The 17,128-nt window shown below is 64.1% G+C and carries 13 protein-coding genes; 8 read left to right on the forward strand and 5 right to left on the reverse strand.

Annotated elements, in window-relative coordinates; all coding sequences use genetic code 11:
* The first annotated feature begins 25 nt into the window (after nt 1–25).
* The 5 genes from fabD (at nt 26) to LDN95_RS05880 (ending at nt 5,143) form a co-directional block, all read left to right on the forward strand.
* On the forward strand, nt 26–961 hold the full coding sequence (gene fabD, locus LDN95_RS05860; RefSeq protein ID WP_226016713.1) for an ACP S-malonyltransferase: 936 nt from the start codon (nt 26–28) through the stop codon (nt 959–961).
* Nucleotides 962–964: 3 nt separating this feature from the next.
* A complete protein-coding gene (gene fabG, locus LDN95_RS05865) occupies nt 965–1,726 on the forward strand; it encodes a 3-oxoacyl-[acyl-carrier-protein] reductase (RefSeq protein ID WP_226016714.1) in 762 nt (253 codons plus the stop codon).
* Complete coding sequence (locus LDN95_RS05870; protein WP_226016715.1) at nt 1,726–2,259, forward strand: hypothetical protein; 534 nt, start codon at nt 1,726–1,728, stop codon at nt 2,257–2,259. The genes fabG and LDN95_RS05870 overlap by 1 nt, the downstream gene beginning before the upstream one ends.
* Nucleotides 2,260–2,493: 234 nt before the next feature.
* Entirely contained in the window at nt 2,494–3,612 is a 1,119-nt protein-coding gene (gene dnaN, locus LDN95_RS05875) for a DNA polymerase III subunit beta (RefSeq protein ID WP_226016716.1), read from the forward strand.
* Between the two features lie 97 nt (nt 3,613–3,709).
* Nucleotides 3,710–5,143 carry a globin-coupled sensor protein gene (locus LDN95_RS05880; protein ID WP_226016717.1) on the forward strand — a complete coding sequence of 478 codons (1,434 nt, stop codon included), beginning with the start codon at nt 3,710–3,712 and terminating at the stop codon, nt 5,141–5,143.
* A 14-nt stretch (nt 5,144–5,157) separates the two neighbouring features.
* Here LDN95_RS05880 and LDN95_RS05885 read toward each other — a convergent pair whose 3' ends face one another.
* The 4 genes from LDN95_RS05885 to LDN95_RS05900 all read right to left on the reverse strand — a co-directional run bounded on the left by LDN95_RS05885 (nt 5,158) and on the right by LDN95_RS05900 (nt 10,326).
* On the reverse strand, nt 5,158–6,171 hold the full coding sequence (locus LDN95_RS05885; protein WP_255630676.1) for an NAD(P)-dependent alcohol dehydrogenase: 1,014 nt from the start codon (nt 6,169–6,171) through the stop codon (nt 5,158–5,160).
* Entirely contained in the window at nt 6,168–7,916 is a 1,749-nt protein-coding gene (locus tag LDN95_RS05890) for an amidohydrolase family protein (RefSeq protein ID WP_226016718.1), read from the reverse strand. Before LDN95_RS05890 ends, LDN95_RS05885 begins: the two co-directional genes overlap by 4 nt.
* 132 nt (nt 7,917–8,048) lie before the next feature.
* On the reverse strand, nt 8,049–9,368 hold the full coding sequence (locus LDN95_RS05895; RefSeq protein WP_226016719.1) for an FAD-dependent oxidoreductase: 1,320 nt from the start codon (nt 9,366–9,368) through the stop codon (nt 8,049–8,051).
* 112 nt (nt 9,369–9,480) lie between these two features.
* On the reverse strand, nt 9,481–10,326 hold the full coding sequence (locus LDN95_RS05900) for an alpha/beta fold hydrolase (RefSeq protein WP_226016720.1): 846 nt from the start codon (nt 10,324–10,326) through the stop codon (nt 9,481–9,483).
* 157 nt (nt 10,327–10,483) lie between these two features.
* Here LDN95_RS05900 and LDN95_RS05905 point away from each other — a divergent pair, with 157 nt between their 5' ends.
* The 3 genes from LDN95_RS05905 (at nt 10,484) to LDN95_RS05915 (ending at nt 16,215) form a co-directional block, all read left to right on the forward strand.
* Entirely contained in the window at nt 10,484–13,183 is a 2,700-nt protein-coding gene (locus LDN95_RS05905; protein ID WP_226016721.1) for an EAL domain-containing protein, read from the forward strand.
* A 72-nt stretch (nt 13,184–13,255) separates the two neighbouring features.
* Nucleotides 13,256–15,058, forward strand: a complete 1,803-nt coding sequence (gene lepA / locus LDN95_RS05910) for a translation elongation factor 4 (protein WP_226016722.1) — start codon at nt 13,256–13,258, stop codon at nt 15,056–15,058.
* A gap of 266 nt (nt 15,059–15,324) precedes the next feature.
* Nucleotides 15,325–16,215 carry a phosphatase PAP2 family protein gene (locus LDN95_RS05915; RefSeq protein ID WP_226016723.1) on the forward strand — a complete coding sequence of 297 codons (891 nt, stop codon included), beginning with the start codon at nt 15,325–15,327 and terminating at the stop codon, nt 16,213–16,215.
* A 276-nt stretch (nt 16,216–16,491) separates the two neighbouring features.
* Here the strand turns inward: LDN95_RS05915 and LDN95_RS05920 are convergent, their stop codons facing one another.
* On the reverse strand, nt 16,492–17,064 hold the full coding sequence (locus tag LDN95_RS05920; RefSeq protein WP_226016724.1) for a TetR/AcrR family transcriptional regulator: 573 nt from the start codon (nt 17,062–17,064) through the stop codon (nt 16,492–16,494).
* Nucleotides 17,065–17,128 lie beyond the last annotated feature (64 nt).

The raw sequence follows: 17,128 nt of genomic DNA on the forward strand, positions 1-17,128 counted from the left end.
CGCTCAAAGACGTACGAGGGTTAGCATGACAGCATTCGTTTTTCCGGGGCAGGGCAGTCAGAAGGTCGGCATGGGCGTTGAACTGGCACAGGCCAGCGCCGTGGCGCGTCAGGTGTTCGAGGAAGTGGACGACGCGCTTGGGCAAAAGCTGTTCCAGATCATGAAGGACGGCCCCGAAGCCGACCTGACCCTGACCGAGAACGCCCAACCCGCGATCATGGCCAACGCTATCGCCGTTTTGCGCGTGCTTGAGCAGGAAGGCGGGCTGGTGCTGGCCGACAAGGCCGATTTCGTCGCCGGGCACAGTCTGGGCGAATACACCGCACTGTGCGCTGCCGGAGCCTTCAGTCTGGCGGACACTGCGCGGCTGCTCAAGCTGCGCGGGCGTTCGATGCAGGCCGCTGTGCCGGTGGGTGAGGGCGCGATGTGCGCGCTGCTTGGCGCCGACATCGAAAAGGCCACCGCACTTGCCGCCGCCGCCGCCGAGGGCGAGGTCTGCACCGTCGCCAACGACAATGATCCCACGCAAGTGGTGCTCTCGGGCCACAAGGCTGCGATCGAGCGCGCGATCGCGCTGGTCAAGGAACATGGTATCAAGCGCGGTGTGCTGCTGCCGGTCTCGGCGCCGTTCCACTGCCCGCTGATGCAGCCCGCCGCCGATGCGATGGCCGAAGCGTTCGACGCGACCCCGCCGCAAGCCTTGCGCGTGGCGCTGCTGGCCAACGTCACCGCCGCCGTGGTTACCGACCCCGCCGAAGTGCGCCGCTTGCTGGTCGAACAGGTTACCGGGCGGGTGCGCTGGCGCGAAAGCGTGATCGCCTTGCGCGATGCCGGAACCGACCGCTTCATCGAACTGGGCGGCAAGGTGCTTGGGCCGATGATCGGCCGCACCGTGGCCGACGTCTCGATCACCAGCGTCATCGGCATGGCCGACATCGAAGCTCTCGCCAAGGATCTGTGAGCCATGGAAAACCGCCTTTTCGACCTTTCGGGCATGACCGCGCTTGTCACTGGCGCGGCAGGTGGCATCGGCTCGGCGATAAGCCATGCGCTGGCTCGGCAAGGCGCGCGACTGGCGCTGTCGGGAACCAACCCGGCCAAGCTGCGCGCGTTCCGCGAGGAACTGAACGACACCTACGGTCATGATCATGTCGAGATAACCTGCGACCTGTCGAATACCGAACAGGTGGAGCATCTGGTACCCGCTGCGCTCGACACGCTCGGCAAGATCGACATTCTGGTCAACAACGCCGGGATCACCCGCGACAATCTGGCCATGCGGATGAAGGACGATGAGTGGGACGCGGTCATCCGCATCAACCTCGAAGCCGCGTTCCGCCTGATGCGCGCGGCGACCAAGCCGATGATGAAGGCGCGCTTTGGCCGGATCATCACGATCACCAGCGTGGTCGGCACCACCGGAAATCCGGGGCAGGTGAACTATGCCGCGGCCAAGGCCGGGCTTGTCGGCATGAGCAAGTCGCTGGGTCAGGAACTCGCCAGCCGCAATATCACGGTCAACTGCGTCGCGCCCGGCTTCATCCGCACCGCGATGACCGAAGTTCTGCCCGATGCGCAGAAGGCGGCGCTGAATGCCCGCATCCCGATGGGCCGCATGGGTGAGGGCAGCGATATCGGCGCGGCGGTTGCCTATCTGGCGAGCAAGGAAGCCGGATACATGACCGGCCAGACGCTGCATGTGAACGGCGGGATGGCGATGCTTTGATGAAGTCGCGGGCGGCAGTTGCTGGCCTCGCCCTGTTCCTGGCAGGGATTGGCGCGTCGGCACATGCCCGCCCGCCCGAGGCGCTTGCCTGCGCCATCAAGGCGGCGCCTGCAGGGCTCGATGCCCGGTTGGCCGATGTGGTGGTCAGCCGTGACAACGATCGCGGCAGGCCCGCTTTGGACGAACTTCGGCGCATTACCGAAGCATGCGCCACCGACCAGTTCCTCAACGAAAAGCAGACCGATTCCTATTTCAGCTATGCGCTGGGGCGGCTGGCACGCGACGTGCTGGATGGCAGGTTGGCAGCGCATGGCCTGTCGGCGGCGCTGATCGACAAGGCGCTTGATATCGGACCGGGCAACGCCAACAACCCCGCCGAAAAGGTCACGCAAGGCGATCTCAACCGCGTGGCGCAGGCGCTGCGCGAGGAAGGCACCGATCCGGCCAAGGTCACGCCCGAAGGCTGGGGGCTGGTGACCGCATGGATCGTGGCGACCGCCAACATGTTCGACGGCCTGCGCACGCTTGACTGAAAGCGGCGACTGAAGCGCCCAATTCGTCCCGGCGGGCGGGTTTTGGTGCGGCATTGGGTGCATTTATGCACAGCTTCGCTTGCCAAGGGGCAGCAAGCGCTTGATGCGGGTGCCGCACCGGGTATGGAAGGTGGTCTCAAACCATAAGTCCTGAGCGTGATTCCGCGCAAGGGCGCCTCTGACACAGCCCGGGCGGAGCCAGACTCTGCCACGACTGGAGGGATCGAGACGAGAATGAAGGCGACCATTGAACGCGCGACGCTGCTGCGCTGCTTGTCCCACGTCCAATCGGTGGTCGAACGGCGCAACACGATCCCGATCCTCTCGAATGTGCTGATCGACGCCTCGGCCAATGGCTCGGTGCGGCTGGTGGCCACTGACCTTGATCTTCAGATCGTCGAATCGATGCCGGCGGCTTCGGTCGATGCGCCCGGCGCCATCACCGTTTCGGCGCACTTGTTGTTCGACATCGCGCGCAAGCTGCCCGATGGCGCGCAAGTCAGTCTTGAAACGGTCGATAACCGGTTGGTGGTCAAGGCTACGCGCAGCCGTTTCCAGTTGCCGACCCTGCCGCGCGATGACTTCCCTGTCATCGTCGAAGGCGATTTGCCGACCAGCTTCGAGATCCCGGCACGTACGCTGGCCGAACTGATCGACCGCACCCGGTTCGCGATCTCGACCGAGGAAACGCGTTACTACCTCAACGGTATCTTCTTCCACGTTGCCGAAGACGTGCTGAAGGCGGCCGCAACCGATGGTCACCGGCTGGCGCGGTACACCATCGCTCGTCCTGACGGGGCTGAGGGCATGCCCGATGTGATCGTGCCGCGCAAATGCGTCGCCGAACTGCGCAAGCTGCTGGAAGACGTGCTCGACACCAGCGTGCTGGTCGACCTGTCGGCCAGCAAGGTGCGTTTCACCCTGGGCGGTGAATTTGGCGTCGTGCTGACCAGCAAGCTGATCGACGGCACCTTCCCCGATTACAGCCGGGTCATTCCCACCGGCAACGACAAGCTGCTCAAGCTCGATCCGCGCTCGTTCTTCGAAGGCGTCGACCGCGTCGCGACGATCGTCACCGAAAAGACCCGCGCGGTTAAGCTGGCGCTCGAGAACGATCGGGTAACCCTGTCGGTGACCAGCCCGGACAACGGTACCGCTGCCGAAGAACTGCCTGCGGACTATCGCGCGCAGGGCTTCGAGATCGGCTTCAACGCCAATTACCTCAAGGATATCCTCAGCCAGATCGACGGCGACACGGTCGAATTGCACCTTGCCGATGCGGGGGCACCGACCTTGATCCGCAAGGATGAAAAGTCGCCAGCGCTCTACGTGCTGATGCCGATGCGGGTCTAAGGGGGCCCGCAGAGCGGGATTTCCCTTAGCCCTCGTTTCATCGGAATTGTGCTGACCGATTTAGATCCGTGCCATCAATCCTTGAAGGCACGCGAATATGGACAATCAGGATCCAGCGTCCAAGCTGGCGTTTTTCAACCTGACCCAGGCCGATACCGACCGTTTTCCGCGCGTTGCGTCAGCAATGTCGCGGCTTGCGCCGCCGGCGCTCGATCGGCTTTACGACAAGATTGCCCAAACCCCGCAGACTGCGGGCTTCTTTACCTCGCGCAGTGCAATCGAACACGGCAAGGCGAAGCAGGTCGAGCACTGGGCGGCCATGTTCAGCGGTGCCCCGGGTGAGCGCTATTTTGCCGGCGCGCGCAAGGTCGGGCAGATCCATGCCAAGATCGGTTTGGCGCCCGGATGGTACATCGGTGCCTATGCCAGCGTGCTCGACGAAATCGTTGTGGCGATGGCCTCGCGCGCGTTCGGGCCGTTCGGCAAGCGTTTCGGCCAGACGATCGGCACCATGTTGAAGATGGCCATGCTCGATCTGGAATTGTCGATCTCGACCTATTTCGAAGCCGAAGAGCAGGCTCGGGCCGTTGTCATGGATACCGTCGGCGGGGCGATGCGGGCGCTGAGCGCGGGCGAGATGGACCGGCCGATGCCGCCGCTGCCCGCCGCTTTCGCCGCGCTGGCCGATGACTTCGAGGCGATGCGCGCGAATGTCGGCGCGGCGCTGTCGAAGGTTTCCGAGACTTCGGGCAACGTGAAGCTGGGCGCGCAGGAAATCCGGCAGGCATCGGACGATCTGGCGCGACGGACAGAGCAACAGGCCGCAAGCTTGGAGGAAACATCGGCGGCGATGACCGGGCTCGCCTCCAGCGTCAGCGCGACGGCTGGGGATGCCTCCAATCTGCGAGATTCGGTGCAGCAGGCGCATGGGGACGCGCAAGCCGGCGGCGCGGTGGTGAGTGAAGCGGTGTCGGCGATGAACGATATCCACCAGTCGGCGCAAGAGATCGGCAAGATCATCGCGGTGATCGACGGGATCGCGTTTCAGACCAACCTCCTTGCGCTCAATGCCGGAGTCGAGGCAGCCCGCGCGGGTGATGCAGGGCGCGGGTTCGCGGTGGTTGCCAATGAAGTGCGCGCGCTGGCCCAACGTTCGGCCGAAGCGGCGCTTGATATCAAGAAACTGATCGGTGCCAGCTCGACGCAGGTCGAGAGAGGCGTCGCTCTCGTCGGCCAGACCGGCGGAACGTTCGAGCGCATTGTCGGGAAGGTGGGTGAGATCGCCGGGCTTGCGACCTCGATCGCGGTGGCGGCCGGGGATCAGGCGCAGAACATCGGGCTCGTCCGAGAAACCGTTCGCGCGCTCGATGTCATGACCCAGCAGAATGCAGCCATGGTTGAGCAAGCAACCGCAGCCGCAGCCAACCTTGCGAACGAGGCCGACCAGATGTCCAGCCTTGTCGGGCACTTCAGATTGGGCGCAACCGGATCAGCGCACGGCGCGACGGCATCATTCCGCCGCGCCGCCTGATCTGACTGCGTGAATCAGATGTCGACCACGATCTTGCCGAAGTGGGCGTTGGCTGCCTGATGACGGAAAGCCGCGCCTAGATCGGCCAGCGCGAAATGATCGCTGATGACCGGACGCAAGCCATTGGCCTCGATCCCCGCGATCATCGCCAGCTGGTCGGCGCGTGAGCCGACGGTCAAACCCTGCACGCGCAGGTTCTTGGCCATCAGCAGCGCGGTTTGCACCGGTCCTGCAAAGCCCGCCAGAACCCCGATAAGCGCGACATGGCCGAAGTTGCGGGTGGCAAACATCGATTGATCGAGCGTGCCTGCCCCACCGATTTCGACAACGCAATCGACCCCGCGTCCGCCGGTGAGTTCCAACGCCTTGAACCCCCAGGCAGGGTTTTCCTTGTAATTGATCGTCTCGTCCGCGCCGAGTTCGCGCAACCGTTCAAGCTTTGCGTCCGACGATGATGTGGCGATCACCCGTGCGCCTGCCGCTTTGGCGAACTGCAGTGCAAACACCGAAACGCCGCCGCTGCCTTGAACCAGCACCGTCGAACCCGGCTTGATCGCATCGTCGACGAACAAGGCGCGCCATGCGGTCAATCCGGCGCACGTCAACGTTGCCGCTTCGGCGTGGGAATAGCCGAGAGGGGCGCGGGTGAACCACGTTGCCGGAGTGACGACTTCTTCGCGGGCATAGCCATCGATGCCGTCGCCGGGCACGGCAGTAAAGGCCGTTGCAGGCGGAATGCCGTCGTTCCAGTCGGTGAAGAAGGTCGAGACGACACTGTCGCCAACCTTGAACTCGCTGACGCCTGCGCCGATGGCGACCACTTCGCCAGCACCATCGGACATGGGGATGCGCCCCGCATCTGCAGGCAGCATCCCGGAAACGACCGCGAAGTCGTGAAAATTGAGCGACGACGCGCGCAGCCGCACGCGGATCTGCCCCGGCCCTGGTTCACCAGGATCGGTCAGCGTATCAAGATGAAGGCTGTCGAGCGTGGCGGGCGCGCCAATACGAATGGCGGAAATGGTCATTCTGCAGCCTCCAGGATTTCGGCACGTTGCGGTCCGCGCAGCACCGCACCGGGGGTCGCACCCGTCCACGTACCGTTGTCGAACGTCACCACGCCCGACTTGATGGTGTAAAGATAGCCCTCGGCCTTTTGCAGCAGTCGCTTGCCACCGGCGGGCAGGTCGAACGCCAGCCACGGACGGCCAAGCCGCAACCCATCGAAGTCGATTATGTTGATGTCGGCCACCGTGCCGGGCGCGATGACGCCGCGATCGTTAAGGCCATAAAGGCGCGCCGTGTCGAGCGTCTGGCGCTTGATGGCGTGTTCGAGCGCGAGGCGACCACCACGCTTGCGGTCGCGTACCCAGTGTTGCAGCATGAAGGTGGGGCTGGCCGCATCGCAGATGGTGCCGCAGTGCGCGCCGCCATCGGACAACGAGTTGACGCAATCGTCACGGTTCTGAAGCGCTTCGAGGAAGTCGAGGTTGCCATCGGCGTAGTTGAGGATCGGGTGGTAGATGAAGCCGGTGCCATCATCGGCGGTCAGCAGATCATAGGCATATTCGGCCGGGCTGACGCCCTTGAGCGCCGCGCGTGCGGCAATACTCGCGTCGGCCTGCGGTTCGTAGTCGAAATCAGCGTCCATCTCATAAAGCTTGTCCCAGCCTTCGGCGATCTGGCGGTAGAGGTGGTCGATTTCGGTGCCGGGATAGACGTTGTCGTCAGCCAGCAAGCGCGCCCTGAACGCAGGGTCGCGCAGGCTGGCCAATTGCTCTGCCCAGGGAAGGTCGGCGATTTCGGCAAAGACCGGGCGGAAGCGGAACGGATGGATCGTGCCCTGCCAGGCCATGACCACGCCGTTGCCACGCAACGCGATGGCGGCGACGATGTTGGCGCCAGTGGCGTTTTGCCGGTCCATTTCGGCGATTTGTTCGTCCAGCGTGTGTTCGCGCGCGATCGACTGCAACGCGGCGAAGACCACCGGCAGGCCGGTTTCCCGGCTGATCGAGCCCATCCACTCGAACTCGTTCCATTCGCGGCGCATGTCACTGGCCAGTTCGAACACGCCATGCCCGGCGCGGCCCATGGCCTTGCCGATGGCGATCAGCTCTTCGGCAGTAGCGGTGGTGCCGGGCACCACTTCGCCTTCGATCGAACGATGGATGACGGTGCGGCTGGTGGAAAAGCCAAGGGCCCCGGCAGCAATGCCTTCCTCAACGATGCTGGCCATCTTGGCGATATCGTCGGCGGTGGGCACGGCGCCCGGCTTTTCGCGGTCGCCCAGCACATAGGCACGAACCGCGCCGTGCGGCACTTGCGTCCCGATATCGACCGCGCGCGGCAGTTTGGCCAGCGAATCGATATATTCGGGAAAGGTTTCCCAGTCCCAGGTGATCCCTTCGGCAAGCGCGGTGCCCGGAATATCCTCGACCCCTTCCATCAGCCCGATCAGCCATTCGTGGCGGTCGGGCGCTGCAGGGGCGAAGCCGACGCCGCAATTGCCCATGATCACGGTCGTGACACCGTGCCAGGATGACGGCGCCATCTCGGCATCCCACGTGGCCTGCCCGTCATAATGGGTGTGGATATCAACAAAGCCGGGCGTCACGATCTTGCCCGCGGCGTCGATTTCGCGCGCGCCGGTGCCGTTTACAGTGCCGACAGCGACGATCAGGCCGTCGCGAACGGCGACATCGCCCGAATAGCCCTGACGGCCGGTGCCATCGACGATGGTGCCGTTACGGATGACGAGATCATAGGAAGCCATAGGTCCGATCCTTTCCCACGAAACGCGGACGACTCGTAGAGAAGCGGTCGTCCGTCGTTTGTTAACCGGTCAATTAAGTCATGATCTGCCCGGCAAGGCAAGCCATCTTGCGGGAGGGCTTGCCGCGCCGGATCAGCCCAACGCCCGGATCATTTCGGCCACATCGACGAACTTTTCACGCGGCGCGCCGGTCCGCGCGCGGTCGGTTTCAGCCTGTTCGATGCGTTTCCAGTCACCGAACGTGACAACTTCCAGCCCGCGCGCCGCGGCCAGCCGATCAAAGCCGCCGCCGCCTTCGCGCGCGTTTTCGCCGAACGCCCCGGCTGCCTTGTCCTCGGCCACTTTTTCGATAACGCCAAAGCCGTCGGGCCGGTTGGTGCCGATCGTGCCCGACGGGCCGCGCCGGGCCCAGCCCACGCAATAGAGCCCGTGCACGATGCGGCCGTCGGTATTGGCAAAGCGCCCGCCGCGTTCATCGAAGGGCACTCCTGCAATGGGTTCGGTGCGGTAACCGATGCAACTGACGACCAGCCCGGCCGGAATCCGCTCGATCTTGCCGGTGCCGACCGGACGGCCATCGACCAGCGTGGTCCGTTCGACCTCGATCGCCTCGACCCGGTCGGTGCCGATCAAGGCGTGCGGTGCGGCAAAGAATCGGAAGTCGATCTCGATATCGTGTGCGCCGAAGAAGGCTCCGCCGGACGGTTCGGCAAAACGACGCAGATGGCCCACCGATTTGCGGATGCCGGGTTCGAGCAGCGCGTCGTCGGCCGGTTCGGGCAGATCCGCCGAGTCGACATGTGGTCGCGCCCGGTCCAGGTCGCCCAGTTCGCCCAGCTCCTTGGGCGTCATCATGATCTGATGCGGACCGCGCCGACCCAGAATGATGATCTTGCGCAATCGTGAGGTGTCGAGCAGGTCAAGCGCATGCGCGACAATGTCGCTTCCCGCGAATTCGGTGCGCGTCTTTGACAGGATGCGCGCCACGTCGAGCGCGACATTGCCCATCCCGATGACGACGGCGGTATCGACCGACAAGTCCGGATCAAGTTCGGCGAACTCGGGATGGCCGTTGTACCAGCCGACGAAGGCGGCGCTACCATAGATGTTGGCCAAACCCTCGCCCGGCAAATCGAGCGGCCGGTCACGCGGGGCGCCGGTGGCCAGAATTACCGCGTCATAAAGCTCTTGCAGTTCGGCGATGGTAACATCGCGGCCGATCGTGACATTGCCGACAAAGCGGACATTGTCAGACAGGGCGGTAGTCTCATACCGTCTGGCGACACCCTTGATCGACTGGTGGTCAGGGGCAACGCCGGTCCGAATCAGCCCGTAAGGCACCGGCAGCCGGTCAAAAATGTCGATGCGGACGCTGTCGCCCCACTGCTTTTGCGCGGCTTCGGCCGTGTAATACCCTGCCGGTCCTGAACCGATGATCGCAATATGCAGCATGCCGTCTCCCATACCGAGGTGCCCCTGCGCGTTGCAGGTTGTCATTTTGGCCGGATGCTATCGCCTGCCCGGCAAAAGGGAAGCGAGGCCTTCGTCCGAAGCCGAGCTTTTTTCACGCCGCGTCTGGTTGATCGAGAAACGCGCGCAAGTGTTCGACGAAAGGCGTCGGGCGTCCGAGCATGAACAAGTGGCCGCCGCCCTTGAACATTTCCAGTCGGCTGCGGGGTATAGCACCGTGCAGCACCTGAGCGTTGGTCGGGGGAATCAACTGGTCATCCTCATCGGCCATGACCAGCACGGGCAGATCGAGCAGGGGCAGGAAGGGCAGGCTGCTCCACCCGGCAAAGGCGGCCAGCTGGTAGCTCCAGCCCAACGGAGTGGGCGCCTTGGCGGCGTTGAGCGATACCCGCTCGGACCCGCCGCCGTTGTAAAGCGCTGCCAGATTGCGCCGCAAAGTGCGCTCGACCGAGTATTCCATCGGATCGAGCATGGTCGCGACCATGCCGGGGTTGCCGGGAACCATGGTCAGCCCGCCCGGCGCCGTGGCGGCCAGCACCAGCCGACCGGTGCGCGCGCGATGCTGAAAGGCGAACTGCTGGGCGAGTGCACCACCCCAACTGATGCCCAGCACATCGACCACCGGCAGATCGAGCCGATCGAGCAGCGCGGCCAGGGTCAAGGCCATCTGCTGCATGGTGTAGGGAAAGATCGGATCGGGTGAGCCGCCGATGCCCGGCGCGTCGAAACTGAGTACCAGTCTGTCATCGAGCAATGAAGCGACCGGCTGGAGCATCTCCATATTCATGCCGATGCCGTTCAGCAGTACCAACGGCCGATGCGCGCCTTCGGCAAGCGGGTCTGCGCTATGCGCCAGCACCTTGCCAGCGTGCCATTGACCCACCCGCAGGCGCCGTCCCGCCACGCCGACAACCGAAAACTTCGCTTTACCGTCCGCCATGTCGCTCCGCCCGATTGCCCCGCCGGTCGCCTACCACCTTGGCGGCGTCGGAAAAAGGGCGCGGGGGGACAAGGTTGGGGCGACACCGTGATTAAATCGTGTGTGACGAGTGTGGGCTTAACCGAATATCAAAGCCGCATGACGCATTCAGCAGGACATGGAACATGGGCAGAGCATCATCTCCGGACGTGGTGAACAAGCGGGAACTACCGTTACGCGTGACTATGGGCGCACACAACGCAAGCGAACCGGGGCGGAATCGCGCCAGCGCGTAGGCGATGCGTTCCTGTTCGGCGATGCGTCCTATCGGTTGTTGATCACGCGCGAATGGCCGCAAATCAGCGTGCCGATGATTCTCGGTGTGATCGGCGTTGGCACCGTCAACCATGCCTGGACCGATCTTCACGCACCGGCAGTCGCGCTGCTGGGAGCGGCACTTGCGCTGCTTGGGTACCTCCCGGCGTCGCTGGAGCGGCGGGTGCGGTTGTCGACCGGTCCGCGCATGATGCTGATGACCCTGACGCTGGGTTTGCCGATGCTGGTTTACGGCTGGGGCATCGCGGCGTGGGCGGAATCAGGTGCGGTGCCATGGCTGCAATGCCTTGCGCTGCTGATCACCACCTCGCTGCTGGCCACCGTCATGCAATCCGGGCGTCTGTCCGGGGTGCTGGCGGCGCAAGTCACGCTCTGGTCCGGGGTGACGTGTGCAGCCAGCAGTGCAGGCGCGCTGTTCACGCTGGCGATCGGCGGCGTCATCGCCATCGGCGCCTATCTACGCCAGCGCGAGATCGATTTCATCGCCTTTGAAAAGGCCGAGGAAGACAGCCGGGTCCAGACCCGCGCGCAAGAGATACTCGCCGACTTCGAGGAAACAGGCCAGGGCTGGTTCTGGGAAACCGACCGGCGCGGGATGCTGAGCTATCTGTCGCGACCTGTGGCCGACACGCTGCACCGCAAGATGGAAGACCTTGTCGGCCGCCCGTTCACCGACTTGTTCAACTTGTCCGAACAGGCGGGCGAGGGCGAGCGGACGCTGGCCTTCCACCTGTCGGCGCGGTCGAGCTTTGCCGATCTGACCGTGCGGGCATCGACGCGTGACGAAGAACGCTGGTGGTCGATCACGGGCCGCCCGACGTACGATGCATTCAACAACTTTCAGGGTTTTCGCGGCTCGGGTGCCGACCTGACCGAGAAGAAGCGCTCGCAGGAACATGCTTCGCGTCTGGCGCAATTCGATTCGCTGACCGGTCTGTCCAACCGCTTCCGCATGTCGCAGTCGCTCGAAAAGATCCTCAACACCCCGCAAGTACATCAGCGGACGTGCGCGGTGATGCTGCTCGATCTTGATCGCTTCAAGCAGGTCAACGATACGCTGGGCCATCCGGCGGGTGACGCCCTGCTCAAGCAGGTGGCGCAGCGGCTGGAATATTGCGTGGGCGGCGACGGTCGCGTCGGGCGGCTTGGCGGCGACGAGTTTCAGGTGATCCTGCCGGGCAAGACCGAAAAGACCGCGCTGGCCAATCTGGCCAACCGCATCATCGAAAGCCTGTCGCAGCCCTATTCGATCGAAGGCAGTCGGGTGATGATCGGCGCATCGGTCGGCATTGCGATCGCCCCCGAGGACGGCATGACCAGCGAGGCGCTGGTCCGCAACGCCGACCTTGCGCTCTATGCAGCCAAGGACGGCGGACGTGGCCGTTGCCACTTCTATGCGCCCGATCTGCACAGCGATGCCGAAGAACGGCGCCAGCTTGAAGAGGATTTGCGCGACGCATTGGCCCACGGCGGGCTCGAGTTGTGCTATCAACCCGTCGTCCAGACCGCGACCGAGAAGATCGCCGGGTTCGAAGCGTTGTTGCGCTGGAATCACCCCAAGCTGGGCTGGATCTCGCCAGTCCGCTTCATCCCCATCGCCGAGGAGACCGGCCTGATCGCGCAAGTCGGCGAGTGGGCGCTGCGCACCGCTTGCCAGGATCTGGCGCGCTGGCCGGGCAACGTGCGGGTGGCGGTAAACGTCTCGCCGATCCAGTTCTCCAACCCGGCGCTGCCGTCGATCGTGACAAGCGCGCTGGCCCACAGCGGCATCGATCCCGAACGGCTGGAGCTGGAAATCACCGAAAGCGTGTTCCTGAACGATGATGAAGGAACCGATGCCATGTTCCGCTCGCTCAAAGGCTTGGGCGTGCGGCTGGTACTCGACGACTTCGGCACGGGCTATTCCTCGCTCGGCTATCTCAAGCACGCGCCGTTCGACAAGATCAAGATCGACCAGTCGTTCGTGCGCGGGGCCACCCAGCCGGGCAGCCGCAACGGCGCGATCATCGCCTCGATCGTCAGCCTTGCCGAGGCGCTGGAGATGGACACCACCGCAGAGGGTGTCGAAACGCTCGACGAACTCGACCTGATCCGCCAACTCGGCGTCAGCCACGTGCAGGGCTACATCTACGAACGGCCGATGTCAGCGGCCGATGCCGCGGAAAAGCTGGCGGCAGGGCCGGTGGTGGTGGCGCATGGGCCACGCTCGGCCCGTCCGATGCGCCAGACCATGCTGCGCAAGGTCACGCTCCAGCATGGCGGCCACAGCTATGACGGCATGGTTCGCAACATCAGCCAGACCGGAGCGCTGATCGAAGGGCTGTGGAACGTTCCGGCCGGTACGATCTTCCGCATCATGCTTGCTGACGCGCACCATGTCACCGCCACGTGCCGCTGGTCGGCGGGCGAGCGCATGGGCGTGGCCTTCTCCGATCCGCTGCACATCGATGCCGATGGCCGGATCGCTGCCGTCGCGGCTGCCGCGCCGCAACGTCCGCTGCGCCGGGTGCCCGAGCCTGTCCCGCAGCGCCGGGTCGGCTGACACCCGCGATCTTGGCGTTATGCCTGATCGTTCGTGATGACAGTAGGGTTGCACACTGCTAACGGCGCGGACATGACCGACCTCGCGCTAATTCGCAATTTCTCTATCATCGCTCACATCGACCACGGCAAATCGACGCTGGCCGATCGTCTGATCCAGTTTACCGGTGGCCTGTCCGCGCGCGAAATGAGCGAGCAGGTGCTTGATAACATGGACATCGAGCGCGAGCGCGGGATCACCATCAAGGCGCAGACCGTGCGGCTTGACTATACCGGCAAGGACGGGCGCACCTACCAGCTCAACCTGATGGACACGCCCGGCCACGTCGACTTCGCCTATGAAGTGAGCCGCAGCCTTGCCGCGTGCGAGGGTGCGCTGCTGGTGGTCGACGCCGCACAGGGGGTCGAAGCGCAGACGCTGGCCAACGTCTATCAGTCGATCGAGCACGACCATGAAATCGTGCCGGTAATCAACAAGATCGATCTGCCCGCCGCCGAGCCCGAGAAAGTCCGCGCCGAGATTGAGGAAGTCATCGGGATCGACGCCAGCCAGGCGGTGATGACCAGCGCCAAAGCCGGAATCGGTATCGAGGAAGTGCTCGATGCGATCGTCGCGCGCATTCCCCCGCCGGGCGGCGATCGCACGCGTCCGCTGAAAGCCATGCTGGTCGACAGCTGGTACGACCCTTATCTGGGCGTGGTCATCCTTGTTCGCGTGATCGACGGGGTGATCCGCAAGGGCTTGCAAGTCAAGTTCATGGCCGGTGGTACCGAGCATCTTATCGACCGCGTCGGCTGCATGCGACCGAAGATCGAAGTGCTTGAGGAACTGGGGCCGGGCGAGATCGGCTTCATCACGGCGCAGATCAAGGAAGTGGCGCAGGCGCGCGTCGGCGACACGATCACCACGGTAAAGGGCGGCGCGGTCGATGCGCTGCCGGGCTTCAAGGAAGTGCAGCCGGTGGTGTTCTGCGGGCTGTTCCCGGTGGATGCGGCAGACTTCGAGAAGCTGCGCGAATCGATCGGCAAGCTGCGGCTGAACGACGCCTCGTTCAGCTTCGAGATGGAAAGCAGCGCAGCGCTGGGCTTCGGCTTCCGCTGCGGTTTCCTCGGCCTGCTGCACCTTGAGATCATTCAGGAACGCCTGAGCCGCGAATACGATCTCGATCTGATCACGACCGCGCCCTCGGTGGTCTATCGCCTGACGATGACCGACGGCACGACCGCCGAACTGCACAACCCTTCGGACATGCCCGATCCGGTCAAGATCCGCGAGATGGAAGAGCCGTGGATCAAGGCGACGATCTACACGCCCGACGAATATCTCGGTTCGATCCTGAAGCTGTGTCAGGACCGGCGCGGTATCCAGACCGGGCTGACCTATGTGGGCGGTCGCGCGCAAGTCTCATACGAGCTGCCGCTCAACGAAGTGGTGTTCGACTTTTACGACCGGCTCAAGTCGATCAGCCGTGGCTATGCGAGCTTCGACTACGAACAGATCGGCCTGCGCGAAGGCGATCTGGTGATGATGAACATCCTCGTCAACAACGAGCCGGTCGATGCCTTGAGCATGATCGTTCACCGCAGCCAGGCCGATCCGCGCGGGCGCCATCTGGTCGAGCGGCTGAAGGATCTGATCCCGCGCCACATGTTCAAGATTCCGATTCAGGCGGCCATCGGTGCCAAGGTAATCGCGCGCGAAACCATCAGCGCCATGCGCAAGGACGTTACCGCCAAGTGCTATGGCGGTGACATCAGCCGCAAGAAGAAGCTTCTGGAAAAGCAGAAGGAAGGCAAGAAGCGGATGCGCGAATACGGCAACGTGCAGATCCCGCAGGAAGCCTTCATCGCTGCGCTGCGGATGGGCGAGGAATAGGCCGGGTATGCCGACGGGTTCGTCCCGTCGGAGGGTGCTTGCGCGCCTGATCGCGGAACCGGGGTGCATTTCGTGCGTTTGACCCGTCGTGCCCGGCTGATCGACAGCCGCGCGAACGGGAGACTCCCATGCGTTCGATCATCCTGTGGGCAATCGGCATTCCGTTGCCGCTGATCCTGTTGCTGGCGTTCTGCACCCACCATTTCTGAGGTGTTCTGGTTCTGTCTGCGGTTGCCAATCGCGGACGGGGTGTGCATCGTTCGGCCTTGGCCACCAGCGGTACCGTGACCGGTGCCTGGCCGGAACGGGCGGGGGCGATGGCAATGCGGCTTGAGTTGACCGGGGCAGGATGGCTGTTGGTTCGGGTTGCGGCCGGGCTGGCACTATGCGCCTTGTCTGGCGGGCAATCGCTGGGGCAATCGGCACCGGTGGCTTCGTTGACGCCGGCAGCGGCCCCCAATGCAACGCTAAAGCCCTACCTTGCACAAACGGCCTTGCCCGACAGTGTCGCCCTGCTTAAGCCGCCGCCAGCGGCAAAGTCGCCGGCAGAGGCGCGCGATCAAGCGCTTGCCCGCGCAGCACACGCCTTGCTCGGAAAGCCGCGGTGGGATCAGGCCAAGCGCGATGCGGACTTGTTCAGTCCACGCGCAACTTCGGGATTTTCTTGCGCTGCAGGGCGCGAGATTTCGCCCAGCGCAACGCCTGTTACTGACAGGCTTTTGCGCCGTGCGATGATCGACTTTGCCGCCGCCACCAGCGCGGCAAAGGCCAAGTACCAGCGCGCCCGCCCGTTCATGACAGACGGCAAGCCGATCTGCACGCCTGACATGGCCGCTGGATTGCGCGCCAATGGCTCGTACCCTTCCGGCCATGCCGCGATCGGGCAGGGCTGGGGGCTGGTGCTTGCGGCGCTGGTTCCGGCCCACAAAGCGGCATTGCTGGCGCGGGGCAAGGACTTTGGCGACAGTCGAAGGGTCTGCAACGTGCATTGGGCCAGCGACGTCGCCGCCGGACAAGTGGTCGCGCAGGCCACTTATCGCGTCTTGCTCAAGGATACGGCGTTCTCGACCGATCTTGCGGCCGCGCGCACCGAGCTGGCAAATGTCCGACCGATCGTACCCGACTGCACGGCTGAGAAAGCCGGGCTCAAGCGCTAGGTCGTAAACTCATAAATCGCGCCTTCGAGGTTTGAAGCAAAACGGCTCAGTGCAAGGAGGGAAGGCGCAGGGATATGTCGATATCTCAAGCCTTTCCGACGCTGCAATGGGCCGTTTTGGTCAAACGAAGTTCACCGCAAGGTAAATCCCGAAGGGACACCCGAACGGCTTCGATCTCGAACGGAAGCAACCTTGGAAAGGCAACCAGCCTTCCCGGCGGTCGCTTCCGTCCGATATCTTCGCCGTTCGGGTGCCTCGAAGGCGCCATTTATGAGTTTACGACCTAGAACTCACCAGCGCGGCTTTGGCAAAGGCGACCAGTTGGTCGCCATCGATCTGCGATGGCTGGCCACGCGGCGGTGGTCCTAGCGCCGCACCAGCGATGAAGCGCAGCCGCGCCGCCAGTGTCGCCGATGCCATGTGCGGTAACAGCGGTTGCAGCCGCGCCGTCACGCGGATCGCCACCGCACGCATGGCTCGCATCATGTCCTCGCGCAGTTCGCTGCGCGCGTGGGCCGCCAGTTCGTCCAGCACGGGCAAAGCGCGACCGTCGGCATGGAATGCGGCTGGCAAGAGCAGCGGCAGCAGCCAGGCGCGCACGATCGCCTCGATGTCGTCCGGCACTTGCTCCAGTTGCTGCCATGCAGTTTCCATCGGCTGAAGATTGCGGCGGGCCAGTTCGCCTTCCAGTTGGGCCATCGAGCCGAAGTGGTAGGTCACCAGCGTGCCGTTGAGCCCGGCAACCGCCCCGATCCGGCGCACGGTCAGCGCCGAGGCGCCGTGGTCCAGCAGGATGCGCTCGGCAGCCTGCAACAGGCGATCGCGGGTCGGGTCGGAAGCGGGCTGCATGTCCGTGCACATGGACTGTTCGCGGGGCTGCGCGCAAGGGGCTGGAACCGCATTCCGATCGCTT

This window comes from Novosphingobium sp. FKTRR1, assembly GCF_020404405.1.
Lineage (GTDB): Bacteria > Pseudomonadota > Alphaproteobacteria > Sphingomonadales > Sphingomonadaceae > Novosphingobium.